The organism is Streptomyces sp. AMJ-169 (assembly GCF_055597585.1).
In genome coordinates this window covers 113,276-135,004 of sequence record NZ_JBVLTJ010000017.1, presented here as the reverse complement: position 1 = coordinate 135,004, position 21,729 = coordinate 113,276, and the positions used below count along the sequence as shown (strand labels likewise).

Below are 21,729 nucleotides of genomic sequence, written 5' to 3'. Positions count from 1 at the left end.
GCGCCTGGCCGGTCCGGGCGCCCTCGGCCTGTGAAGACGCCCGGACCGGCCCCCGGGTTGCCGCCCCGGGCGGTACGCGATGATGGAGGTGGCACGCCTCACGTTCCCCTCCCGTTCCCCTCCCGGAAAGGCCCCTCATGGCACCGCGCATCCTGCTGGCCCGGCACGGACAGACCGAGTGGTCGCTGTCCGGCAAGCACACCGGCAGGACCGACATACCGCTCCTGGAGGAGGGCCGCCGGGGCGCCAAGCTCCTGGGCGAACGGCTCCACCGGGCGCCGTACGACGGGCTCGCGGGCGTCGAGGTCCGCAGCAGCCCGCTCTCCCGCGCGCGCGAGACGTGCCAGATCGCCGGCTTCGGGGAGCGCGCGCAGCTGTGGGACACGCTCATGGAGTGGGACTACGGCGCCTACGAGGGCCTCACCCCGGAGGAGATCCGCGCGGACCGTCCCGACTGGCTGATCTGGCGCGACGGCGTCCCCGAGGGGGAGAGCGTGGCCGATGTCACCGCGCGCGCGGACGAGGTCGTCGCCTGGGCGCGCGAGGCCGACCGCGACGTCCTGGTGTTCGCCCACGGGCACATCCTGCGTTCCATCGGCGCCCGCTGGCTCGGCCTCGGCCTGGACTTCGCGGCCCGCGTCCGCCTCAGCCCGACGTCCTTGTCGGTGCTGGGCTGGGCCTACGGCGAACCGGCGATCGAGAGCTGGAACGACCTGGGGCACCTCTCCTAGGTACCCCGGGGCTGCCCGTGCCGCTCCAGGAACGCCGACACCTCCGCCGCCCGCCGGTGCGGGAGCAGCACCCGCGCGGTGTTCGCCAGCATCGTCTGGATGCGTGACGACTGGACCTCGTCCAGCAGGTCCAGCACCCGCATCCCGGCCAGCGCCGCCTCGTCGGGGCGCCCCCCGCGCGCGAGGTCGTCCGCGAGTTCGGCGGTGTACAGGGCGATGTTGCGGGTGAAGTGCGGGTCCTGGAGACCGGCCGCGCGGCGCGCGTGCCGGGCCGCGCGGGACCAGTCGCCCAGGGTGGACCAGCACTGCGCCTCAAGGCCCACCAGCTCGGCCTCCCCGTAGAAGCTCATCCACTCGGGGTCGGCGTCCGAGGGGCCTCGCTCGTACAGGGCCTGGGCGCGCACCAGCGCGCGCGCACAGCCGGTCGGATCGGCCAGCCCCGCCCAGCCGCCCGCCTCGCGCAGCGCGAGCAGCGACAGCAGCCGGGGCGAGCCCAGGGAGTGCGCCACCCGCTGGGCGGCCTGCGCGGCCCGGACGGCCTCCCGGGGGCGGCCGGCGTCGCGCGCGAGGAACGCGGTGTTGCAGAAGGCGTGCGCCTCCAGCGCGAGGTCCCCGGTCATACGGGCGGTCGCGAGGGCTTCCGCGTAGTGCGAGCGGGCGTCCGCGAACCGCCCGGAGTCATGGGCCAGCCAGCCCACGGAGATGGCCAGCTCGCCCGCTCCGGCGTGCAGCCGGTTCGCGGTGGCCGGTCTGGCCGCCCCGGCGTCCAGCAGCGCGTAGGCGGCCTTCAGGGGGGCCGCGGCGCGGCGGTAGAGGCCGTCCGCGCCGTACTGGTCGTCCAGCAGGCGGATCCTGCGGACGGCTTCCTCCAGGGCGTTCGCCTCGCCGGCGCCGGCCCGGCGCACGGGGCGGCCGGCCGCCGCGGCCTCGGCGGCGAAGCCGAGGGGGCCCAGCGAGACGGCCGCCACCGCGGCGCCCGAGCCGGTCATGAATGCGCGACGCAGCACGTCGCTCTCCTCGTGGTGTGGGTGCTTGTCGTACGGGTCCTGCGTGTCATACGGCCCGTCCGCCCGGCGCGGTTCAGCCGGCGGCGGCGCGGGATCGGGGGCGCGCGCGGGGCTCGGGATGTGAGCGCAGGGCGCGTCATGGGGTCCGCGCGCCCCGCGGCCGCGGACGGACGCGCGGGGCGCGAAGCCCAGATCGGCGAGCGAGCGGCCGGGGAACATGTGCAGGAACACCCGTTCGTACGCGTAGTTGGGGCAGCGGATCTCGCCCGCCTCGACCCGCCCGATGTAGCGCGCGTCACAGCTGACCCGCTCCCCGATCTCCCGCGCCGCGCGCCGCACCAGAGCGGCGAACTCGGCGGGCGAGCGCGGGCCGCGCAGCCGGCGGAAGGCGAGATTGGGGCGTGCGGGCCGGTCGGGACGGGGTGGGGTCACCGTTGACGACGCCATGGCCGGGTCCTCTCGTGCGAACCGTCGAACCATGCCGGATTCATGGGTACTTGGCCGGTAAAGCCACCAAATCCGGCTGTACCGACCGTTTCCGGCGAGCAAGAACGTACCTGGTGTTCCAGGGTCGCCACACAGGGTTTGGCTACAAACCGGATATCTCATCCAGGATCTGCCATGAACTGCCATCCTTTGCGGCGGACTTCCGCCGTACCCGTTGACAGCGTGACGCGTTGAACGCTGTGGACGAATTCGGGCTGCGCGGTGGAGGCCGTCATGGAGACCAGCCAGAGCGAAGACCTTTGTACGACGCCCTCGGCGGCGGCGTGCGACCTAGTGACGGTGCCGACCCGCCAGGGCCTCGAAGCCGTCGACATCCTGCGCCGGGGCGCCCCGGCCGCCGTAGGACCCGTCCTGCACGACGACGACGGCCGCACCCTCGGCTTCCTCGTCCCGCCCGGCACGGCCGCCGCCTGGGACGTCCCCGGCAGCACCTGCACCGGCACCGACGGCCGCGGCCTGCGCCTGGCCCCCGAGCCCCCCGTGGAGGGCTCCGACTGGCTCCTGCCGCCCGGCGACACCGACCTCGCCACCGACCCGGCGGTCCTGCGCGACGCCCTCGGCGAGGCGGCCCGCCTGATCGAGGCGGCGGACAGTTGCAGCTAGGGGCTCCGCCTCACGAAGGTGGGGAAACGCTCCTGCTGGGGGCTGCGGGAGGCGTCCGCAAGGGGCGCGCGGGTTCTGCGGGAGGCGTCGGGCGCGGCCGGCCCCCTGTGCGCGCCGCCCGAGCTGTCGGCCACCCTGTGCGCACCGCCCGGCCCCGGCCCTCCCGGCCGCCCCTGCGCCCCCGCCCCCCGCCTGCGAAGATGGCCGTATGGCAAAGGGCAGGAGCGGGCGGCGGGGCGGGGGTGAGGCGGTCGCGGTCGCCGAGGAGGTGGACGGCGGGCTGGCGCAGCTCATACCCGACCGGGACCGCCCGCGCGCGTGGACGCTCCTCATCGACGGCGCCCCGCAGTCGCACGTCGACCTCGACGACCCCGCGTACCTCTCCTTCGAGTACCAGCGCCGCATCGGCCACCTCCTCGACCTCGCCGCACCGCCCGGCCGTCCGCTGCACGCCCTGCACCTCGGCGGCGGCGCCCTGACCCTGGCCCGCTACCTCGCGGCGACCCGCCCCCGCTCGACCCAGCAGGTCATCGAACGGGACGCACCCCTGGTCCAACTGGTGCGCCGCGCACTCCCGTTGGACCCGGCGGCGCGCATCAGGGTCCGCTCGGCGGACGCGCGCGAGGGACTGGCGAAGATCCCCGACGGCTGGGCCGACGTCATCGTCGCCGACGTCTTCAGCGGCGCCCGCACCCCGGCCCACCTGACGTCGACGGAGTACCTGACCGAGGTCCGCCGCGTCCTGAAACCCTCCGGCCTGTACACGGCCAACCTCGCCGACGGCCCCCCGCTGACCCACCTGCGCGCCCAAATAGCCACGGCGGCGGCCCTGTTCACCCACCTCGCCGTGACCGCCGACCCGGCGGTCCTGCGCGGCAAGCGCTTCGGCAACGCGGTCCTGGCCGCCTCGGACGCGGAACTCCCCATCGCCGACCTGACCCGCAGAGCGGCCTCCGACCCCCACCCGGCGAGAGTCGAACACGGCCGCGCGCTCAGGGACTTCACGGGCGGGGCGACACCGGTGACCGACGCGTCGGCGACGGCGTCCCCGGCACCACCGGCGTCGGTGTTCAGATAACGGGCCTGCCGCCAAAGGGAGTTGGCGGCCCAGGAGTCAACGGCACTGTCCCGCAAGCGACTTGCCTCAGAACGGACCAGGCCCCCCGAACCCCCCGAACCCCCCGAACCCGCCCGGCCCCCCGAACCCCCCATGCCCCGGCCCATGATGATGGAACCCGTCGAACAGCGCGTCCGCCAGCAGCATGCCGCCCACCCCGGCCGCGCCCGCGACGAGAGCCGTCTTCCACCACGGCGTGCTGTACCAGCCGCCGGGCACGCTCCGCCCGCCGACCGTCCCGCCGGGGTAGTAGTACGGATGGCCGGCGCCCGGCTGCGAAGTCGCCGTGTACGTCTGCCCGTCGACGGTCACCTGCCCGCCCGTCGCGGCCCCGGCGGGCGGCAGCGCGGGCCCCGGGTCGAGCCCCAGCGCCGTACGCGCCGCGCGCACGTAGTGCAGCCCCTCCACCGCCGTCCGCGTGACCAGCGCGTACTGGGCCGGCGAGTAGGCCGTCGCCAGCTGCGCCTGGGCCGCGCGGTGGCGTTCGGCCGCGTCCGCGAGGCACTGGCGGGCCGCCCGGTCGCCGCCCGCGTCGAGCGTGGCGACGGACCCGCCCAGCCGCTCGACCCACCGCTCGGCCTCGGCGGCGGCCTCCAGCCCGGCGTCGTACGACGACCCCGGCCCCGCCGCTCCCGGCGCCCCCTGCCGCTGCCTCATCATCAGCACCGCCCCGCCGACGATCAGCGCGAGCAGCAACAGCACGACGAGTCCCATGACGTCCTCCCAGATCCACGGGGATCACCCCGTACGCCCAGGAAATGCCGACGAGTTGAGCACCGGCTGCGGGGACGCTGAGCGCTTCCTGTGAGAGCGGCCCCCGCCGGGGTGGGGCACGCCCCCTCCGCGTGCCGCACCCCGACCCGCCCCCTCAGCCGGCCTCAGGCCTCCTCCACCCCCGGCAACCGCCCCGTCCGCGCCGCCTGGCCGTACCACCGCGCGCTCGACTTCGGCGTCCGCTCCAGCGTCGCGTAGTCCACGTACACCGCCCCGAACCGCTTGCTGTAGCCGTACGACCACTCGAAGTTGTCCAGCAGCGACCAGAGGAAGTAGCCGCGTACGTCGGCCCCTTCGGCGAGGGCGTCGTGGACGGCGGAGAGGTGGGAGTGGAGGTAGGCGACGCGCTCGGGGTCGTGGACGCGGCCCTCGGGGTCGGGCTTGTCGTCGTAGGCGGCGCCGTTCTCCGTGATGTAGAGGGGGAGTCCGGGGACCTCGCGGGTGCAGCGCGTGATGAGTTCGTGCAGGCCGGTCGGGTCGATCGTCCAGCCCATCTCCGTGCGCTCGCCCGGGGTTTGATGGAAGGCGACGTCGTCCGCGCCCGGCCAGGGGGAGTGCGTGCTGGCGCCGTGGCCGTCGGCCTGCCGGCCCTGCGCCGCGTTGCCGCCGGCCGAAACCAGCGTCGGGGCGTAGTAGTTGAGGCCCAGCGCGTCCAACGGCTGGTGGATCGCGCGCAGATCGCCGTCGCGGACGAACGCCCAGTCGGTCACCGAGGAGGTCGCCGCCAGCAGCGTCTCGGGGTAAGCCCCGTGCAGCAGCGGCCCGTTGAACGTCCCGTTGGCGAGGTCGTCGATCTTGCGGACGGCCGCCAGGTCGGCGGGGTCCTGCGAAAGGGGGCGTACGACATGGGAGTTGAGGCTGACCGCCACCGAGTTGCGGGCCGGCATCACCGCGCGCAGCGCCGAAGTCGCCAGGCCATGGCCCAGGTTGAGGTGATGGGCCGCGCGCAGGGCCGCCGCCGGGTCGGTCCGGCCGGGGGCGTGGACGCCGGAGCCGTAGCCCAGAAAGGCGCTGCACCAGGGCTCGTTGAGGGTGATCCAGAACTCCACCCGGTCGCCCAGTGCCTCCGCGACGATCTGCGCGTACTCCGCGAACCGCAGCGCCGTGTCCCGGGCCGGCCAGCCGCCCGCGTCCTCCAACTCCTGCGGCAGGTCCCAGTGGTAGAGGGTGAGCGCCGGCTTGATCCCGGCCGCCAGCAGCTCGTCCACGAGCCGCCGGTAGAAGTCGAGACCGACCTGCACGGCGGGCCCGCGCCCGGTCGGCTGCACCCGCGACCACGACACCGAGAAGCGGTACGCGCCAAGGCCCAGGTCCTTCATCAGCGCCACGTCGTCGCGGTAACGGTGGTAGTGGTCGACAGCGTTGTCACCTGTCTCACCGCCGTACGTCTTGCCCGGTGTGTGGCTGAAGGTGTCCCAGATGGACGGCGTACGCCCGCCGAGGCGCGCCGCCCCCTCGATCTGGTAGGCCGAAGTGGCGCTGCCCCAGAGGAAGTTGGCGGGGAAGGTCACCGGGGTCATGGGCTCTGACATGGAAGCGCTCCCAGAGGTGGTCGTCGAGACCGACGGAGAGTGGAGGGGGGAAGGTGGAGCGGCGGGGGAGGGGGCGTCGTACGGCGACTCGCCCCCGCCCACGCCTTGTTCGGGCCTCAGCCCTTCACCGCGCCCTGCATGATGCCGCCCACGATCTGCTTGCCGAAGACCGCGAAGACGAGGAGCAGGGGCAGGGTGCCGAGGAGGGCCCCGGCCATGATCAGGGACTGGTCGGGGGTGTAGCCCCGGCCGAGCCCCGCGAGGGCGACCTGGACCGTCGGGTTGCCGGTCTGGCTCAGCACCAGGAACGGCCACAGGAAGTCGTTCCAGGTCTGGACGAACATCAGCATCCCGAGGACCGCCATGGCGGGGCGGGCGGCCGGGAAGACGACGTGCCAGATGATCCGCCAGCTGCCCGCGCCGTCCACGCGCGCCGCCTCGATCAGCTCGTCCGGCAGCGCCTGGAGCAGGTACTGCCGCATGAAGAACACACCGAACGCGCTGACCAGGGACGGCAGGATGACGGACTGGAGCTGGTCGGTCCACTGGAGCTTCGCGACCATCATGTACAGCGGGATGATGCTCAGTTGGGGCGGCACCATCATCGTGCCGATGACGATCAGCATCAGCGCGCCCCGGCCCCGGAAGCGGAGTTTGGCGAACGCGAACCCGGCGATCGTCGACAGCAGGACGATCGTCAGCGCCGAAGTCCCGGCCACGATCGTGGTGTTGACGAACGCCTTGCCCAGGTTGGCGTCGCCCCAGGCCTTGTCCAGGTTGTGGAAGAGGTTGGAGCCGAACCAGAAGGGCGGCGGGGTCTGCGCCAGCCGGTTGGTGTCCCGGGACGCGGCGATCGCCGTCCAGACCAGCGGGAAGAGGGAGCCGATCGTGAACACCGCGAGGATCACGTACGCGATGGGCCCCGCGTGCAACTGGCCGCCCGCGCGGGCCGACTTGGAGCGGCGGCGCGGGGATTTGGGCTGCACGGAAGGTTCCTGACGGAGTGTCAGTGTCGTCGTCATCGTCGTACTCCTAACTGCCACTGCTGGCGCGCAGGCGGCGCGAGATGACGTAGTTGAGGATCCCGACCACGATGAGGATCAGGAACATGGCCCAGGCGATCGCGGAGGCGCGGCCCAAGTGCTGGTTCACCCAGCCCTGTTCGTAGAGATAGAGGCCCAGGGTCTGGAACTGGTGCTCCGCGCCGCCCGACGCGCCCTTGTTGGCGTCGAACAGCAACGGCTCGCCGAAGACCTGGCTCGCGCCGATCGTGGAGACGACGACCGTGAAGAGGATCGTCGGGCGCAGCGAAGGCAGTGTGACGTGCAGGAACTGCTGCCAGCGGTTCGCGCCGTCCAACGCGGCCGATTCGTAGAGGTCGTTGGGGATGGCCTGCATCGCCGCCAGGTAGATCAGCGCGTTGTAGCCGGTCCAGCGCCAGATGACGATCGACGAAACCGCCAGCTGCGAGGGCCACTTGTCGTTCTGCCAGTCGACCGCGCCGCCCCCGAAGAGGTGCAGCACCCAGTTGATCATGCCGTAGTCGCGGCCGAAGAGCAGCACGAAGACCAGGGAGGCGGCGGCGATCGAGGTGGCGTAGGGGGCGAGCATGACGACGCGGTAGAGCGTCGAGCCGCGCAGCTTGTAGTTGAGGATGTGCGCGAGGCCCATCGCCATCAGCAGCTGCGGGACGGTCGAGATGATCCCGATGGTGAGGGTGTTGCGCGCCGCGTTCCAGAAGAACTCGTCGTCGAAGATCCGCGTGTAGTTGCGCAGCCCCACCCACGTCATGTCGGTCGGCGCGGTCAGCTCGACCTGGTGCAGCGAGGCCCAGCCGGTGTACAGCAGCGGGAACAGCCCGAAGGCGACGAAGAGCAGGAAGAACGGCGAGATGAAGGCGTACGGGCTCCACTTGATGTCCCGCTGCCAGCGCCGGGAGAGCCGCGCCCGGCGCTTGCGCTCCGCCTCCGTCGGTTCCGCCGGCGGCCGGCGGCCCGGGGCCGCGCCCCCCTTCGCGGGGGGCGCGGCGGTGTCGTGACTGGCCATTCGGGTCACTTGTCCAGGTTGTTGTCGATGGTCTTGGTCGCCGTGTCCCAGGCCTCCTGCGCGGTCTTGCCCTTCGTCACGAGGATCACGCCGTTGTCGGACAGGCCCTGCTGGATGATCTGGTCCTTCGGGCCGATCGGCTGGACCGGGATGTTCTTGGCGGCCTCGGTGAAGATCTGCCCGATCGGCGCGTCACCGGTCATCTCGTTCTTGGCGCCGGTGACTTGGGGGAGCGTGTACGCGGCCGGAGTGCTCGGCACACTGCCCTGCGTCGCGAACAGCTTGGCCAGCTGGGCGGGTTGGGTCAGCCAGGTGATGAACTCCTCGGCCTGCTTGACGTGTTTGCCGCTCTTGGGCACCGCGAGGAAGGTGCCGCCCCAGTTGCCGGCCTTCGGCGCCTGCGCGACGTCCCACTTGCCGACCGACTCCGGCTTCGACTTGCCCTTGAGGTAGCCCAGCATCCAGGGCGGGCAGGCGACGGTCGCGAACTTGCTGTTGGCGATGGTCTGGTCCCAGGTCGGCTGGAACTGCGTCTGCGCCTGCACGAGCCCCTTCGCGGCGGCGTCGGCGGTCAGGTCGAACGCGGCCTTCACCGCCGGGTTCGTCTTGTAGACGACGTTCCCCGAGGCGTCGTAGAACTTCTCCGGCTGGCTGCTGAGGATCGCGTTGATCAGGCCGCCGGGGGAGTCCATGAAGAAGGTGCCGCTCGGCGCCTTGCTCTTGTAGCGCTCGCCGGCGGCGACGAGCTTCTTCCAGTCGCCCGCCCACAGCTGGCCCACCTGCGTGCGGTCCGTCGGCAGCCCGGCCGCCTGGAAGAGGTCCTTGCGATAGCAGATCGCCATCGGCCCGATGTCGGTGCCGAGCCCGATGGTCTTCCCGTCCTTGGTGGTGGCCTGCGCCCACTTCCACGCCAGCCAGTTGTCCTTGCTCACCCCCGAGACCTTCGACAGGTCCTCGAACTTGCCGGCCTGCGTGGCGACGACCTCCGCGATGTTGCCGACCTCGACGGCCTGCACGTCCATCAGGCCGCTGTTGGTGGTCAGGTGGTTCAGCAGCGCCGGGTAGTAGTTCTCGTTGCGCTCCACGACATTCTCGGTGATCTTGATGTCGGGGTGCAGCTTCTCGTACTCGGTGTAGAGCCCGGCCTCCTTGAAGCCCATCGTGCCGAACAGGCCCAGGGTGAGGGTGGTCTTGCCGCTGCTGTCGCCGCCGGACGAGGAGCCGTCCGAGGAACTTCCGCTGTCGTTCGCACAGCCGGCCAGCAGCCCGGCCCCCAGCGACATCGCGGCGGCCAGGACCACCACCCGACGGGAGGTTCGGGTACGTGCGCGCATTGCGTCCTCCTGTTGCCCTGACGTATCGACCCCCCGGCCGACGGCATGGTCGACCCGTGTGTTTCTCGCTACGGCTCGGGCGGGGAACGTGCGGGATGTGTATGTGTCAGGTACTGTGGGAGCGCTCCCACAAGTGATGTGTTGAAGGGTGGCCGGTTCCGGCGGGGGTGTCAAGGGAGGCGGCACGGTCCGGTGCGTTCGGTTATCGGGACGTTAGATGAAGGCGGAGGGGCGGTTTTCGGCCGGGGGCCGGAGGGCTCTCAGAAGGGCTGGGCCCCCTAGGGGGAGCGCTCTCAGGGGCGCCGTTCCGGGTCCGGAGTGGGCTGTTAGATTCCAGGCCAGCGTGATGACGACGAGGGAAGGCGGGGCCCATGGCAACCCACGGAACACGGGGCCGCAGCGGCGGGCGCCCGACCCTCGAAGAGGTGGCCGCCCGCGCGGGCGTCGGCCGGGGCACGGTCTCCCGCGTGATCAACGGCTCCCCCCGCGTCAGCGACGCCACCCGGGCCGCCGTCGAAGCGGCCGTAGCCGAACTCGGGTACGTCCCCAACACCGCCGCCCGCGCGCTGGCCGCCAACCGCACGGACGCGATAGCTCTCGTCGTACCGGAGCCCGAGACCCGCTTCTTCACCGAGCCGTACTTCTCCGAGATGCTGCGCGGGGTCGGGGCCGAACTCGCCGACACCGAGATGCAGTTGCTGCTGATCTTCGCGGGCAACGACAAGGAGCGCAAGCGGCTCGCGCAGTACCTCGCCGCCCATCGGGTGGACGGCGTCCTGCTGGTCTCCGTGCACGCCGACGACCCCCTCCCCGACCTCCTCGCGCAGCTGGAGATCCCGTCCGTGATCAGCGGCCCCCGCTCGGCCGCCGAGACCCTGCCCAGCGTCGACTCCGACAACTACGGCGGCGCCCGCTCGGCCGTCGAGCACCTCCTGGGCCGGGGCCGCCGCCGCATCGCCCACATCACCGGCCGCCTCGACGTCTACGGCGCCCAGCGCCGCGTCGACGGCTACCAGGACGCCCTGGAGGACGCCGGGTACGCCGCCGACCTCATCGAATCCGGTGACTTCACGGAGGAGAGCGGCTACATGGCGGCCCAGCGGCTCCTCGAACGCGCCCCCGACCTGGACGCGGTCTTCGCCGGCTCCGACGTCATGGCGGCCGGCGCCCGCCAGGCCCTGCGCGAGAGCGGCCGTACGATCCCGGGCGACGTCGCGCTGGTCGGCTACGACGACTCCGCGATCGCCCGCCACATGGACCCGCCCCTCACGAGCGTGCGGCAGCCGATAGAGGACATGGGCCGCAAGATGCTGGACCTCCTGCTGACCGAGATCGCGGACCGCCGCCCGGCGCTGTCGCGGGGGGTGGAGCGGAGGCAGGTGGAACTGGTGACGGAGCTGGTGGTACGGGCGTCGTCGTGAACGGGGGGTTGTCGAGGGGGAGTTCGTGACGGCGTGGCGGCGGGCCGCTTCCCGTGGGGAGGGGACGGCCGCCACGCCGTCGTAGGTGTGAGCCGGAACGGGCCTTGCCGGAACCGGAGTTGAGGTCGGCCCCTTGCTTAAGGCGGACTAAGTCGGAGTCAGCGGGCGGGACCCTGGCCTCCTCCTTGTTGCCTCGACTGCTGGTCCTGCTGGCCGTGGCGGTGGCGGCTGGAGCGGCCCGATTCGCGGGAACTCCTCGAACCGGCGGGCGGGTTGAAGGCGTCGGCGGGCTGGGTGGTGAGCGGGGCCGGGGGGTACTGGGAGTACGCGGTCTCGTACGACTGGTGGCCCGTGCTGACCGACGTGGTGGACGTGTGCGGCGTGGCCGCGTAGGAGACGGGGCCGTAGGAGACCGGCCCGTAGGAGGAGACCGACGGCGGCTGCATGCGGGGCGGCAGGTCCTGGAGCGGGATGTTCGCGGGCTGCTGGTACACCTGCCCCCGGTCCGCGTCCAGCACATCGGCCATCACACCGCTGAAGGTCCCGACGGCGCCGGCCCAGGTACCCGCGCCGCCGGCCTGGAGCGTGCCGGCCGGACCCAGGGCGCTGTAGAAGTTGGCCGCCGTGGAAGCCCCCTGGAACGTGACCGAGACACCGCGCAGCGGATGCGGATCGGCCTCCTGGTACAGCTGGTAGCCGTCGTAGGCCGCAAGTCCCGCCTGGAGACCGATGCCCACCCCTCGTACGACGGTACGGGCGGTGCTGCCGTCGGGCAGGAGGCCCGCGCTGCCCTGGATCAGCGTCGGCGCGGCGTTGACCAGGGCCCGGCCGACGGTGTCCCAGTTGTCGTTGATCCAGGCCAGGGCACGCTGGTCCCAGCGCTGGGCCTCGTAATGGGTCGCCGCGCTGCTCGGGGTGATCGAGTAGAAGGTGTCGTTGCTCTCGCTGTACACGGACAGCACGGAGTCCGTGTGCGGCTGCGGGGCGTTCTCCGGGACGGGGGCGGGCTCGAAGGGGATGATGACGTCGGCGTTGTGGTCGACGTAGACGGACCTGTAGAAACTCGCGTTCGAGTCGTTGCTGCTGGCTCCGGAATCGGACCCTGCCATGGCGTTCCTCTCTTCGGTCAGGGCGGTCGCCGGAGGACGGGACGGCCGTCCCGCTCGTACCGAGACCGCGTGCATGACAACGGGGGAAGGGGAAGGTCCGGTTCACCGCGGCGTCCTGAAGTCCGCTTCGGCGGGCGTGACTTGAACCCGTCGTCACCATGGCCCGTTGTGTTCCGGGAGCGGGCTGGGGACGGCCGTCTGGACGGTCTCGCCGGGGGAGCCGGCTCGCGCGGACCACGAGAGAGGTACGGCATGGCACCCAAGGACAGGGACAAGAACAAGTCCTCCAAGTCGAACAAGTCCACGTCGGGCGGGGAGCCGTCTCATCGCGGGACTTCCCCCACCGGTTCGGCGGGCAGCGGTTCGAGCGCGTCCAGCTACGGCCTGCGGGGGCTCTTCGACTCACTGCCGCCCGAGCCGCCGTCGGACCGCCGCGTCGCCGCCTCCCCGCGGCTCGACCCGGAGTCCCTGCGGCACATCCCGGAGCGCACCGCCTGGCTGAACCACGACACCGGCGACTGGCTCTACCGGCAGGGCAGCAGGCTCCTCGTCGGGGCCCAGCGGGGCGCGGGCAAGGCGGCCTCCTGGGCCGCGCAGAACGACACCCGGATCCTGGAGTCCATCGGCACCGGCGGCGGTTCGCTCCTCCAGGGCGCCGGCATCGCGGGCCAGCCCGCGGCGGCGCCCGCCTCGACGCAGGGGCAGGGGGCCTACGGCGGCGGTGTCTCCATCACCGGGCTGCTGTCGGGGTACAAGGGCATCAAGGAGGCCTACAAGCTCTACGGCAACTACAAGCACCCGGAGAAGACGCCGAAGTCCGTCAACTACGCCGAGATGACGGCGAACCTCGCGGCGGCGGGGTTCGTGATGGGCTACGGCTACTACGCCTCGGGCGCGGTGACCGACCCGACCACCGCCCAGATCGGCCAGGCCGTGACCGCCATCGGCGCGGGCGTCGCGGCCGGCGCGGCTCCCTGGCTCGCGCGGGAGGAGGAGCCGCAGCAGCAGTCGACGACGACCTCCACCCCGGCGCTCACCTCCCCGTACACGTCCCCCGCCCCCTCCGTGGGCAACTTCTCGCAGTACCAGCTCCAGGAGCCCTCGTACCAGGCGAGCATGACCTCGCTGACCAACCAGATGCAGGGCTTCCAGATGTCCGACCTGGCCCCGTCGGGCCAGACCAGCGCACTGCCGCCGGCGCCCCAGTCGTACCCCCGGCAGACGTACGTCCAGGCGGATCAGTACGACGGGGGCTATTACGCCCAGCCGCAGACGCAGGCCCCGGCCTCGACTTTCGCGACGACGCGGATGACGGCGCCGGTGATGGCCCCGGCCTACCAGGGCGGCGGGTACGCGGCGTCGACCACCTCCTCCCAGGCGCAGAGCTTCGACTACAACCCGAGTTATCAGCCGCAGAACCCGGTCCAGGGCGGCGCGGCCGGACAGTACACCGAGCAGAGCAGCGCCCCGCGCAAGACGACGAGCGACAAGAAGGAGAAGAACAGCAGCAGCAGCGACAAGACCCACCACGGCAGCCGCCACCACGGGAGCGGGAGCGGCAGCAACAACAACAGCAGCGGCAGCGGGCGGAAGCGGGGCGGCGGGACCAGCGCCGGCTAGGGACGTTCGTCCGGCTGAGGTGTGCGGGGTCCGGTGCGTGCGGCGGCGGGGCCGGCCGGGGGCGTAGAGGCCAACGCCTGCCCGCCCGAGGCGACTTGGGTGAGCGCACACCGGCCCCCGCGGCACCGGCATGATCCCGACGGCAGGTCCCGTTCGGCGGCGGCGACTTCCCGGTCACCGCCGCCGAACAGCCATACAGAGGAGCAGAGTTTGACGACCGCCCCACCCCCGAGATGGGAGCGCCCCGCACCGGAGCCGGGGGAGCAGGAGCAGTTGGGTACGGAGCAACGGGCGGGCTTGGAGCGGCAGTTGGGTCCGTACGATCAGCAGCCCGGACAACAGCCGCAGGGGCGGCCGGGGTTGCAGCCGGAGCACTTGGGCTCGCCGTCGGGAGCGCGGCCTGAGCGGGACTCGGCGCGACAGCCGGGAGCGCGGCTTGAGCCGGACTCGGCGCGACAGCCGGGAGCGCGGCCTGAGTCGGATTCCGCGCCGCAGCCGGACCTGCACTCGGCGCCGCAGCCGGGACCGTATCCGGAGCCGCCCTCGGCGCCGCAGCCGCAGCCGGGCCCGCCCGACCAGCCCCCGCCGCAAGCCCCCCCAACTCCCCCGAAGCCGAAGTTCATCCTCTACCTGGACGGCCCCGAGTACGCGGACACCCTCCGCCGCCTGACCCTCTGGACCCACCACGTCCTGCTCCCGGTCTACGGCCGCGAGGTCACCTCCACGACGCCATGGTGCGGCCGCTGGTGGGAACACCCGGAGGCGGTGGCCCAGTTGCACGGTCTCTGGCTGGCGTGGGGCGATCTGACGGGCCCGGACTCCGACATGACGGGCCCGGCGACATGGCACCGCGACTACCTGGGCCCGGTCATGGACTCCCTGCGCTCCCCGCAAGGCCCCTTCGCAGGCTGCAAACCGGGCCACCGCCCGAAGGACCCCCCACGCCCGGACTTCGTGGACCCCTTCGGCCCACCCCCACTCCCACCCGCCTGACCTGGGGAAGCACCCCCTCGTACCTAGACCGGAAGCCGCCAGCCGGGTCCTTCGGGAGAGCCGATCCACACGACTTGCTCCTCCGGGGTTGCCGTCATCCCGAACGCGCCCAGATCCGGGGCCCCTTCCTCCTGCCAGGCCCGCAACTCGGGGTCGAGCCGGACCTCGCGGGTTTCGCCGTCCTGCCGGTAGAAGGCGGAGGACGGGGGCCGTTCATGTGGCCGGGCGAGCATGTAGGCGATCTCGTCGTCCACGAACCGGCCATGGGCGACACCTTCGTCATCGAGGGTGAGCCGGAGCAGCCCGGCGGGATCGACCGCACGGCACAAGTGGCGACGATCGCGTCGTAGTCGGCGTGTTCCGCGCACCCCTGGAGACCGTCACCGACAACGAGCCGGGCGTCGTACTCGATGCTGACGACGTTCTCCGTGCCCAGCCGATGACACAGCAGCGCGGTGGAGTACCCGGTCCCGGTACCGATCTCAAGGACCTTCAGCCTCGGCCGGAGCCCGGCGACCTGGGCGGTGCGTACGACGAGGGAAGGGAGAGCGGCGGAGGAGGCGGGGCGATCTCCTCGGCCAGAGCAGTGCCCCATGCTGCTGGATCAGTGGTCACGGCCGACCCCGAAGTCGAAGGCGCCGAAGACGAGGCCGAAGGCGGCCATGTACCGCCGCACACTTTTGGCGAGCGACGCCGGGGTGTCCTCGATCACCGCGTCGGCGGTCACGTCATCGACCCGCGAGACCACCAGCACAGGGGCGGCCGACGTCGATCCGAGTCGCCTTCCTGGTCCCGGACTTCTTGTGCTTGCCGACGAGGGGTTCACCGATGCCGTTCCAACGCCCGGTCCGCGTCGGGGTAGGGCCGTGTTGCGTCAACGGCACGGGTGGTAGCGGACCTCTCAAGTATCGGCCGCCAGGCGGGCGTTCAGCGGGGCCCGGCGGCCGTCTCGCGAGGGGTTACGCCTGGAGGTCGGCGGTGAACTTGCTCCAGGCGGCGGGGGTGAGCTCCAGCAGGGGGCCGGTGGAGATCTTGGAGTCGCGTACGGCGACGGTGTGCGGGATGTTGCGGGCGACCTCGACGCATTCGCCGGCGGTGTTGCTGTAGCTGGACTTGACGAAGTCGAACTGGGGCATGGGTCAGATCTCCTGGCGGATCGTGTCAATCAGCAAGGCAGAGTCATGTGGGGCAAGGCTGAGCCGAGCTGTGCGCTCGAAGAAGCCCACATAAGTCGAACTGCCGACCTCATTCTCCACCCATTCGGTAGACATGATCGTGTCCGCATGGACGATATCCACGGCCTCGCTCTCGGTGAACGAGATGACCGTGAACGGGCCCGTGATGCTGGGATGTCCGCCGGCGTGGAACGGCAGGATCTGGAGACGGACGTTGGAGAACTTGGTGATGTCCAACAGGTGTTCCAGCTGCGCGCGCATTGTCGCGGGACCGCCGACCAGCTGCCGCAACGCCGCTTCCCAGACAATGGCGTACACCTCAAGCGGCTGCTCGTCATACAGCCGTGCCTGGCGGCGCATACGAGTCTCGACGACTCGGTCGATCTCGTCCGGGTCCTCCCACACCCCCACTCCTTCGCTGACCGCGAGCGCGCGAGCGTACTCCGCAGTCTGGAACAGCCCTGGAATCAGCGAGACTTGCCACGTCCGGATGCGGCTGGCGGCGTCTTCCAACGCGATGTACTCGGTCAGCGCGCCTGGGTGGGGCGACTCCTGCCACCAGCCCCTCGCCTTGCGCCGCTCCCGATCCAGCTTCGCCAACTCCAGCAGGCGGCCACGGACTTCGGGGTCCTCCAAGCCGTAGAACTCGCACAGCACCCGGATGTCCGGGTCCCGCATCGGCACCCAGCCCTGCTCCATCTTCACGATCTTCGTGCCGGTCGCGTTGATGGATGCGGCGGCCTGCTGCTGAGTTCTGCCGGCCGCCGTCCTCAGCCGCAGCAACTCCCCACCAAGCTTGCGCCCCAAGACAGTTGACGCCCGATTGCCCGCAGGCTGGGTTGATCGATTCACGGCCACAGTGTGTACCCAAGTCACCACTCAGGTCGACCGATTCATCAATTCGGGGAAGAACTTCCCTGAACCGATTGCTGCCGTACCGATCTCACCCTTACCGTCGGTGCCGAACCGCTCACACAGGGAAGGCCCCCCGATGCCCGAACCCCACGACGACGAACTCGACTACACCCCCACCACCAAAAGCATCACCCGAGCCCGCACCCGAACCGCCGAACTCACCATGAAATGGGGCTACCCCACCCTCGCCCCGGACGTAGCCCTCGTCACCAGCGAACTCACCACCAACGCCCTCCTCCACGGCAGCATCAGGGACCGCCTCATCAAGGTCCGCCTCCTCGCCACCGACACCGTCCTCCGCCTGGAAGTCAGCGACCCCCGAACCGAACGCGTCCCCACCCCCAGGCAAGCGGCCCCCCACGAACAGTTCGGCCGCGGCCTCACCTTGGTCAGCGGGTTCTGTCATGAATGGGGGTACGGTCCAAGGCTGGGCATCGGCAAAACGGTCTGGGCGGAATGGAAACTGCCAGGCTGACCACCCCCAACCCCCAACCCCCAACTCTCAGCCCCCAACTCTCAACCCCCACCCCCCTCATCCGACAGACACCACCGCACCTCCCCCTCCACCCACACATCCGTCCGCTCCATCCCCACCGCCCGAGCCACCCCCGCGGAAGCGGAATGCTCCGGATGGACATGAGCGATGAAAACCCGCACGCCGCTCTCCCGCAGCCACCCCACGAGGGCCCGAGCCGCCTCCGAGGCCAACCCCCGTCCCTGCCAAGCGGTCCCCATCACCCACGCGACCTCCGCCACCCGACCCCCCTCGGTGACCGTCGCCTGAACCGTCCCGATCAGCTCATCGGTCCCGGTCAGCAGCACGGACCAGTTGAGCCAGCCGACAGAGGGATCAGGAGAGCCGGCCGCGAGCCGCGAGTAACGGGACCGCAGCGCCTCGGCGGACAGAGGTTCCCCGCCGATGTACGTGTGAAGCGCCGGATCCGACAACGCCGCCGCCATCTCCACCGCGTGCCCGGGGTCGAGAGGGATCAGCTTCAGCCGCGGGGCCGTGATCGGTGTCGTACGCATGGCCCGCTCTTCCCTGTAAACGACTCCGGCCGGTGACCCCTCTTTCGAGAGAGTACCGGCCGGGCGAGCGATGAGGACCAGTCGCCGGTGCCATGGCAGGAGAGCGCCGTGCGACGGATCAGCTGCCGTCTTTGGGCAGGATGACGAATCCGCGTGCGGGCCCGTCACCGCGGAGTTGCGGGGCGAGGGCCGCCGCTACGGCCGCGAGGACGTCGGCGGTGATGTCCCGTCGAGTCTGCGGGGCCGCCGAGTCGTACACCCGCCAGTCCCCCGAGGGGGCGTAGGGGTCGGCCGGTGCCGGCACGCCCGGGATGCTCAGCCGTCTCAGCAGGGCGTCGACGTGCCGGGCCTGTGCTTCGTCCATATGCGTTTTCCTTTCGCCCCGTTGTGGGTGGGCAGCTTATTCGCCGCCGCCCGAGCAGTGCGACGCGCAGCTGCCCGGGTTGATCGGGCCGCAGCCTCCCGGTACGGGGGTGTGGGAGCAGTTCGCCGCGACGGGGACGAGCGCCTGGGTGGGTCCCGTCCACAGTTCCGCGTCGACGGTGTACCCGACGTGCTCGATCATGGCGACGGTGCGGGTCAGCGCGTGTTCGTCGTACCGGGCCGGGTCGGGGCGCTCCGGCCAGTGGTTCACGAACCGGCCCAGCCGCCCGCAGAGCCTGGAGTACAGAGCGGTGTGGAGGATGAGCGCGTGCCACCCCTCGTCCACCACATCGGACGGGACGATCCTGACATCCGGGTACGTGGCCGCGGCCACGATGAACTTGAGCGCATCCGTCACGATCCGCACGGCCGTCGGTTCGGTCATGCCCGGGTTGTTGTCGAGGACAGTCGCGGTCACGCCTCCGAACCCCTCAGGAGTCAGCAGGCCCCTCACACAGGCGGGCGATACGCTCATGGCGTCACTTCCCTTTCGCAGCTGGGGCAGGGCCTTGGGCCCGCCCCGTGTACAACGGGACGTTAGGAGGGGCCAGTTGAGGGTCGCCAGCCAAGTTGCGCGGAGTTGCGCGCAGTTCCGCCTGGGTTGCGAGAAGTTGTCGGTATGCCCCGGAGAACCGCACCCCAGACGGCCTCACCGCCGTACATGCTGAGAGCTCCACCAGCACCGCGAAGGAGATCTGATGGCACGTCGGCTGCGCTTCAACGGCACAGGCAGCGGAGTGAACGGTTGCCCGTCCCTCCACGAGGACATGGACAGCGGGGAGGTCGTCGTGCACGGACCGCCCCTGACGGACCCCGAGGACATCGCCCGCCTCCGTCACCTCGGTGAGGGTGAGGTGCCGATCGTCGTACCCCGCGAGCTTCTCGTCGACTTCGGTCCCAAGGAGGTGACCCGTACGCCCGACTTCATCGGTCTCGACGAATTCGACGGACTCTTCACGAAGTTCGAGTACACCGCCTTCCGCCTGGAGACGCGTCGGCGGTACGCCTCCGATGAAGTCACCGACACCTACGCCCAGTTCACCCGAGGTGAGCCTGTCGACTGGGACGGGGCGGACGCGGCCTGGTGCACCGAGCGCAGTGAACAGACCGCGCTGGGCAAGAGGTTCGAACGGGTCCGTGTTGTCGACGACCCGCCTACCACCGGCCAGCTCTACCTGCTCGACAACGCGCGCCGCAACAGCGCGGTGGGCGAGAACATCCGCAGCCTCCGGCGAGCGGACGCCGACAGGGCGGGTCTGCCGCAGGAGGACTTCTGGATCTTCGACTCCAGGCTCGTCGCACTGCTGGGCTTCGATGACGCCGACCATCTCGTGGACGTCGAACTCATCAGGGAACCGGCCGCCGTGCTGCACTACGCCATGGCGCGCGACGCCGCCTTGCACCGCGCCGTCCCGTACAGGGAGTTCGCGGTCCGGCTGACCACGGGGGAGTAGGCGGGGCAGCGGTGAGCACGGACTACCAGCAGGCCCGGGAGGCCCTCGGAGGACGCCTGCGCGAACTCCGGCTCTCCGCGCCCGGCGGCCGGCTCACCGGCACCCAGCTCGCCGCGCGGCAGGGCTGGCACAAGTCGAAGGTCTCCCGGCTGGAGAACGGGCGCCAGACCGCCACCTCTGACGACCTGCGAGCCTGGGCGGACGCGACCGGGCAGCCCGACGCGTACGACGAACTGCTTGCCCGGCTTCGTGGCTTCGAGTCCCACATCCGGTCGTGGCGTCGCCAACTCGCCTCAGGACACCGGCCGGTCCAGGACACCCACCTCTCCGCCCACGCCGACGCGAGCCTCTTCCGCGGCTGGGAGACGTCGATGATCTTCGGCATCCTCCAGACCCCGGACTACGCCCGGCATATTTTCACCCGGTACGCCGAACTGCATCGCACACCCCGCGACACCGAGGCCGCCGTCCGCTCCCGCATCCAGCGGCAGTCCGCCCTGTGGGACTCCTCGAAGAAGTTCCACCTCCTGCTGTGGGAACCCGCTCTCCACACCTTGGTCTGTCCGCCCTCGGTACTCGCCGCCCAGCTGGACCGGCTGGCGGGAGTGACCGGACTCGACACGGTGGAGCTGGGGATCATCCCGCTCTCCGCGCCCGTCAAGATCCCCCCGGCCGCAGCCTTCTGGATCTACGACGACCGACAGGTGATCGTGGAGAACTGGCACGCGGAACTGTGGATCGACGATCAGGCGAGCGTCGGCACTCACCTGCGTACCTGGGCGACGCTACGAGAGTCAGCGCTGTACGGGACAGCCGCTCACCATGTGATCGCCAGAGCGCGGCGAGCGGTGCAGCTGTAGATGCGACTCCGGCCGGTGGCTCTCTTCCGAGAGGCCACCGGCCGGGTCTATTCAGGGTGAGTGACGGGACTCGAACCCGCGGCATCCTGGACCACAACCAGGTGCTCTACCAGCTGAGCTACACCCACCGCGACCGGCTTTGGAGTGTTCCCCTGACCGGCTGAGAAAAAGTGTACAGGGTCCGAAGGGGTGCTCGCGCACGGCTTTCGAGCCGCCTCTTCCGAGAGCCCTGAGCGCCCTTTCCGAGAGCCCCGGGCGCCCCTTCCGGAGCGGCCCTCTCCAGGTATGGCTACTGCGCAGGCACCACGTGTCTCGCCGCGATCGTCTTCGCCGTCTCCGAGTCGGGGCCCGGCTGCGGGACGAACACCGCCTCCCGGTAGTACCGCAGCTCCGCGATCGACTCCCGGATGTCCGCCAGCGCGCGGTGGTTGCCGTTCTTCTCGGGGCTGTTGAAGTAGGCGCGCGGATACCAGCGCCGCGCCAGCTCCTTCACCGAGGAGACGTCGACGATGCGGTAGTGGAGGTAGGACTCCAGCGCCGACATGTCCCGGGCGAGGAAGCCCCTGTCGGTGCCGACGGAGTTGCCGCACAGCGGCGCCTTCCCGGGCTCCTTCACATGCTCGCGGACGTACGCAAGGACCTGCGCCTCGGCGTCCGCCAGCGTCGTACCGCCCGCCAGTTCGGCGAGCAGGCCGGACGCGGTGTGCATCTGACGCACCACCTCCGGCATCGTCTCCAGCGCGGCGTCCGGCGGCCGGATGACGATGTCCACCCCCTCGCCGAGAATGTTCAGCTCGGAGTCGGTGACGAGGGCGGCTACCTCGATGAGCGCGTCGTCGGACAGCGAGAGGCCGGTCATCTCGCAGTCGATCCACACCATGCGATCGTTCATGCGTCCACCCTAAGGCTGACATCCACCGATCGGGTGTACCCCTACCTCGGCTTTCGACCCCTGGTGAGTGCGAGATACGGCACCCCGAGCCCGATGAAGACGCCTACGACGACGCCGGGGCCGGGGGGGGGGGACAACAAAAGGTCCGCCAACCCCAGCCCCACAACACGAGAAAGGCCCATGCGCC

The 21,729-nt window shown here is 70.9% G+C and carries 24 protein-coding genes, 1 tRNA gene and 1 pseudogene; 9 read left to right on the top strand and 17 right to left on the bottom strand.

Translation table 11 applies throughout. The features are described from left to right. The first annotated feature begins 137 nt into the window (after positions 1–137). Positions 138–731: a histidine phosphatase family protein gene (locus tag ACYUD3_RS33210; RefSeq protein ID WP_470978320.1), complete on the top strand. Its 594-nt coding sequence runs from the start codon at positions 138–140 to the stop codon at positions 729–731. On the opposite strand, the gene ACYUD3_RS33205 is transcribed toward ACYUD3_RS33210, so the two are convergent. Further along, on the bottom strand, positions 728–2,185 hold the full coding sequence (locus ACYUD3_RS33205; RefSeq protein WP_470978317.1) for a hypothetical protein: 1,458 nt from the start codon (positions 2,183–2,185) through the stop codon (positions 728–730). The genes ACYUD3_RS33210 and ACYUD3_RS33205 overlap by 4 nt on opposite strands. A 273-nt stretch (positions 2,186–2,458) precedes the next feature. Here ACYUD3_RS33205 and ACYUD3_RS33200 point away from each other — a divergent pair, with 273 nt between their 5' ends. Then, the gene (locus ACYUD3_RS33200) at positions 2,459–2,848 is read left to right on the top strand and encodes a hypothetical protein (RefSeq protein ID WP_470978315.1); all 390 of its coding nucleotides are present in this window, start codon (positions 2,459–2,461) and stop codon (positions 2,846–2,848) included. A 208-nt stretch (positions 2,849–3,056) separates the two neighbouring features. After that, the gene (locus ACYUD3_RS33195; protein WP_470978312.1) at positions 3,057–3,926 is read left to right on the top strand and encodes a spermidine synthase; all 870 of its coding nucleotides are present in this window, start codon (positions 3,057–3,059) and stop codon (positions 3,924–3,926) included. 66 nt (positions 3,927–3,992) lie between these two features. On the opposite strand, the gene ACYUD3_RS33190 is transcribed toward ACYUD3_RS33195, so the two are convergent. The 5 genes from ACYUD3_RS33190 to ACYUD3_RS33170 form a co-directional block, all read right to left on the bottom strand. Continuing rightward, complete coding sequence (locus ACYUD3_RS33190; RefSeq protein ID WP_470978309.1) at positions 3,993–4,679, bottom strand: hypothetical protein; 687 nt, start codon at positions 4,677–4,679, stop codon at positions 3,993–3,995. Positions 4,680–4,843: 164 nt separating this feature from the next. Beyond that, a complete protein-coding gene (locus ACYUD3_RS33185) occupies positions 4,844–6,271 on the bottom strand; it encodes a GH1 family beta-glucosidase (protein WP_470978307.1) in 1,428 nt (475 codons plus the stop codon). A gap of 116 nt (positions 6,272–6,387) precedes the next feature. Continuing rightward, the gene (locus ACYUD3_RS33180) at positions 6,388–7,293 is read right to left on the bottom strand and encodes a carbohydrate ABC transporter permease (protein ID WP_470978304.1); all 906 of its coding nucleotides are present in this window, start codon (positions 7,291–7,293) and stop codon (positions 6,388–6,390) included. A gap of 10 nt (positions 7,294–7,303) precedes the next feature. Continuing rightward, on the bottom strand, positions 7,304–8,317 hold the full coding sequence (locus ACYUD3_RS33175) for a carbohydrate ABC transporter permease (RefSeq protein WP_470978301.1): 1,014 nt from the start codon (positions 8,315–8,317) through the stop codon (positions 7,304–7,306). 5 nt (positions 8,318–8,322) lie between these two features. Then, positions 8,323–9,651 (bottom strand): ABC transporter substrate-binding protein, encoded by a 1,329-nt coding sequence (locus ACYUD3_RS33170; protein ID WP_470978298.1) that lies wholly within the window; start codon positions 9,649–9,651, stop codon positions 8,323–8,325. Between the two features lie 371 nt (positions 9,652–10,022). Here ACYUD3_RS33170 and ACYUD3_RS33165 point away from each other — a divergent pair, with 371 nt between their 5' ends. Continuing rightward, complete coding sequence (locus tag ACYUD3_RS33165) at positions 10,023–11,072, top strand: LacI family DNA-binding transcriptional regulator (RefSeq protein WP_470978295.1); 1,050 nt, start codon at positions 10,023–10,025, stop codon at positions 11,070–11,072. Positions 11,073–11,230: 158 nt separating this feature from the next. On the opposite strand, the gene ACYUD3_RS33160 is transcribed toward ACYUD3_RS33165, so the two are convergent. Further along, on the bottom strand, positions 11,231–12,181 hold the full coding sequence (locus ACYUD3_RS33160; RefSeq protein ID WP_470978292.1) for a hypothetical protein: 951 nt from the start codon (positions 12,179–12,181) through the stop codon (positions 11,231–11,233). A gap of 252 nt (positions 12,182–12,433) precedes the next feature. On the opposite strand from ACYUD3_RS33160, the gene ACYUD3_RS33155 reads away from it, so the two are divergent. Together ACYUD3_RS33155 and ACYUD3_RS33150 are read left to right on the top strand one after the other, a co-directional pair. After that, positions 12,434–13,801, top strand: coding sequence for a hypothetical protein (locus ACYUD3_RS33155; protein WP_470978289.1), 1,368 nt, complete (start codon positions 12,434–12,436; stop codon positions 13,799–13,801). Positions 13,802–14,422: 621 nt separating this feature from the next. After that, on the top strand, positions 14,423–14,794 hold the full coding sequence (locus ACYUD3_RS33150; protein ID WP_470978389.1) for a DUF4913 domain-containing protein: 372 nt from the start codon (positions 14,423–14,425) through the stop codon (positions 14,792–14,794). A 23-nt stretch (positions 14,795–14,817) separates the two neighbouring features. On the opposite strand, the gene ACYUD3_RS33145 is transcribed toward ACYUD3_RS33150, so the two are convergent. From ACYUD3_RS33145 to ACYUD3_RS33125, 5 genes and pseudogenes are all read right to left on the bottom strand, one after another. After that, positions 14,818–15,123: a hypothetical protein gene (locus tag ACYUD3_RS33145; protein WP_470978396.1), complete on the bottom strand. Its 306-nt coding sequence runs from the start codon at positions 15,121–15,123 to the stop codon at positions 14,818–14,820. 119 nt (positions 15,124–15,242) lie between these two features. Beyond that, positions 15,243–15,389: pseudogene (locus ACYUD3_RS33140) on the bottom strand (ATP-grasp peptide maturase system methyltransferase); the annotation flags it as partial. A gap of 9 nt (positions 15,390–15,398) precedes the next feature. Then, positions 15,399–15,521 carry a hypothetical protein gene (locus ACYUD3_RS33135; protein WP_470978286.1) on the bottom strand — a complete coding sequence of 41 codons (123 nt, stop codon included), beginning with the start codon at positions 15,519–15,521 and terminating at the stop codon, positions 15,399–15,401. A 232-nt stretch (positions 15,522–15,753) separates the two neighbouring features. After that, on the bottom strand, positions 15,754–15,930 hold the full coding sequence (locus tag ACYUD3_RS33130) for a DUF397 domain-containing protein (RefSeq protein ID WP_470978284.1): 177 nt from the start codon (positions 15,928–15,930) through the stop codon (positions 15,754–15,756). Positions 15,931–15,933: 3 nt separating this feature from the next. Next, on the bottom strand, positions 15,934–16,821 hold the full coding sequence (locus ACYUD3_RS33125) for a helix-turn-helix domain-containing protein (RefSeq protein ID WP_470978281.1): 888 nt from the start codon (positions 16,819–16,821) through the stop codon (positions 15,934–15,936). Between the two features lie 139 nt (positions 16,822–16,960). Here ACYUD3_RS33125 and ACYUD3_RS33120 point away from each other — a divergent pair, with 139 nt between their 5' ends. Then, complete coding sequence (locus ACYUD3_RS33120; RefSeq protein WP_470978278.1) at positions 16,961–17,359, top strand: ATP-binding protein; 399 nt, start codon at positions 16,961–16,963, stop codon at positions 17,357–17,359. 41 nt (positions 17,360–17,400) lie between these two features. Here ACYUD3_RS33120 and ACYUD3_RS33115 read toward each other — a convergent pair whose 3' ends face one another. The 3 genes from ACYUD3_RS33115 to ACYUD3_RS33105 form a co-directional block, all read right to left on the bottom strand. Then, on the bottom strand, positions 17,401–17,913 hold the full coding sequence (locus tag ACYUD3_RS33115; protein WP_470978275.1) for a GNAT family N-acetyltransferase: 513 nt from the start codon (positions 17,911–17,913) through the stop codon (positions 17,401–17,403). 118 nt (positions 17,914–18,031) lie between these two features. Continuing rightward, positions 18,032–18,277, bottom strand: coding sequence for a hypothetical protein (locus ACYUD3_RS33110; protein ID WP_470978272.1), 246 nt, complete (start codon positions 18,275–18,277; stop codon positions 18,032–18,034). A gap of 36 nt (positions 18,278–18,313) precedes the next feature. Then, positions 18,314–18,754, bottom strand: coding sequence for a glycine-rich domain-containing protein (locus ACYUD3_RS33105; RefSeq protein ID WP_470978269.1), 441 nt, complete (start codon positions 18,752–18,754; stop codon positions 18,314–18,316). A gap of 280 nt (positions 18,755–19,034) precedes the next feature. Here ACYUD3_RS33105 and ACYUD3_RS33100 point away from each other — a divergent pair, with 280 nt between their 5' ends. Next, positions 19,035–19,790 carry a DUF6879 family protein gene (locus tag ACYUD3_RS33100; RefSeq protein WP_470978266.1) on the top strand — a complete coding sequence of 252 codons (756 nt, stop codon included), beginning with the start codon at positions 19,035–19,037 and terminating at the stop codon, positions 19,788–19,790. Between the two features lie 11 nt (positions 19,791–19,801). Beyond that, a complete protein-coding gene (locus ACYUD3_RS33095) occupies positions 19,802–20,650 on the top strand; it encodes a helix-turn-helix domain-containing protein (RefSeq protein ID WP_470978263.1) in 849 nt (282 codons plus the stop codon). A 55-nt stretch (positions 20,651–20,705) separates the two neighbouring features. On the opposite strand, the gene ACYUD3_RS33090 is transcribed toward ACYUD3_RS33095, so the two are convergent. Next, a tRNA-His gene (locus ACYUD3_RS33090) sits at positions 20,706–20,778 on the bottom strand. 161 nt (positions 20,779–20,939) lie between these two features. Further along, positions 20,940–21,542: an oligoribonuclease gene (gene orn / locus ACYUD3_RS33085; RefSeq protein WP_470978260.1), complete on the bottom strand. Its 603-nt coding sequence runs from the start codon at positions 21,540–21,542 to the stop codon at positions 20,940–20,942. Between the last annotated feature and the right edge of the window lie 187 nt (positions 21,543–21,729).

Coding starts and splice junctions, on each gene's coding strand:
- ACYUD3_RS33210 (WP_470978320.1), top strand. CDS start 138: ATGGCACCGCGCATCCTGCTGGCCCGGCACGGACAGACCGAGTGGTCG.
- ACYUD3_RS33205 (WP_470978317.1), bottom strand. CDS start 2,185: ATGGCGTCGTCAACGGTGACCCCACCCCGTCCCGACCGGCCCGCACGC.
- ACYUD3_RS33200 (WP_470978315.1), top strand. CDS start 2,459: ATGGAGACCAGCCAGAGCGAAGACCTTTGTACGACGCCCTCGGCGGCG.
- ACYUD3_RS33195 (WP_470978312.1), top strand. CDS start 3,057: ATGGCAAAGGGCAGGAGCGGGCGGCGGGGCGGGGGTGAGGCGGTCGCG.
- ACYUD3_RS33190 (WP_470978309.1), bottom strand. CDS start 4,679: ATGGGACTCGTCGTGCTGTTGCTGCTCGCGCTGATCGTCGGCGGGGCG.
- ACYUD3_RS33185 (WP_470978307.1), bottom strand. CDS start 6,271: ATGTCAGAGCCCATGACCCCGGTGACCTTCCCCGCCAACTTCCTCTGG.
- ACYUD3_RS33180 (WP_470978304.1), bottom strand. CDS start 7,293: ATGACGACGACACTGACACTCCGTCAGGAACCTTCCGTGCAGCCCAAA.
- ACYUD3_RS33175 (WP_470978301.1), bottom strand. CDS start 8,317: ATGGCCAGTCACGACACCGCCGCGCCCCCCGCGAAGGGGGGCGCGGCC.
- ACYUD3_RS33170 (WP_470978298.1), bottom strand. CDS start 9,651: ATGCGCGCACGTACCCGAACCTCCCGTCGGGTGGTGGTCCTGGCCGCC.
- ACYUD3_RS33165 (WP_470978295.1), top strand. CDS start 10,023: ATGGCAACCCACGGAACACGGGGCCGCAGCGGCGGGCGCCCGACCCTC.
- ACYUD3_RS33160 (WP_470978292.1), bottom strand. CDS start 12,181: ATGGCAGGGTCCGATTCCGGAGCCAGCAGCAACGACTCGAACGCGAGT.
- ACYUD3_RS33155 (WP_470978289.1), top strand. CDS start 12,434: ATGGCACCCAAGGACAGGGACAAGAACAAGTCCTCCAAGTCGAACAAG.
- ACYUD3_RS33130 (WP_470978284.1), bottom strand. CDS start 15,930: ATGCCCCAGTTCGACTTCGTCAAGTCCAGCTACAGCAACACCGCCGGC.
- ACYUD3_RS33120 (WP_470978278.1), top strand. CDS start 16,961: ATGCCCGAACCCCACGACGACGAACTCGACTACACCCCCACCACCAAA.
- ACYUD3_RS33115 (WP_470978275.1), bottom strand. CDS start 17,913: ATGCGTACGACACCGATCACGGCCCCGCGGCTGAAGCTGATCCCTCTC.
- ACYUD3_RS33110 (WP_470978272.1), bottom strand. CDS start 18,277: ATGGACGAAGCACAGGCCCGGCACGTCGACGCCCTGCTGAGACGGCTG.
- ACYUD3_RS33100 (WP_470978266.1), top strand. CDS start 19,035: ATGGCACGTCGGCTGCGCTTCAACGGCACAGGCAGCGGAGTGAACGGT.
- orn (WP_470978260.1), bottom strand. CDS start 21,542: ATGAACGATCGCATGGTGTGGATCGACTGCGAGATGACCGGCCTCTCG.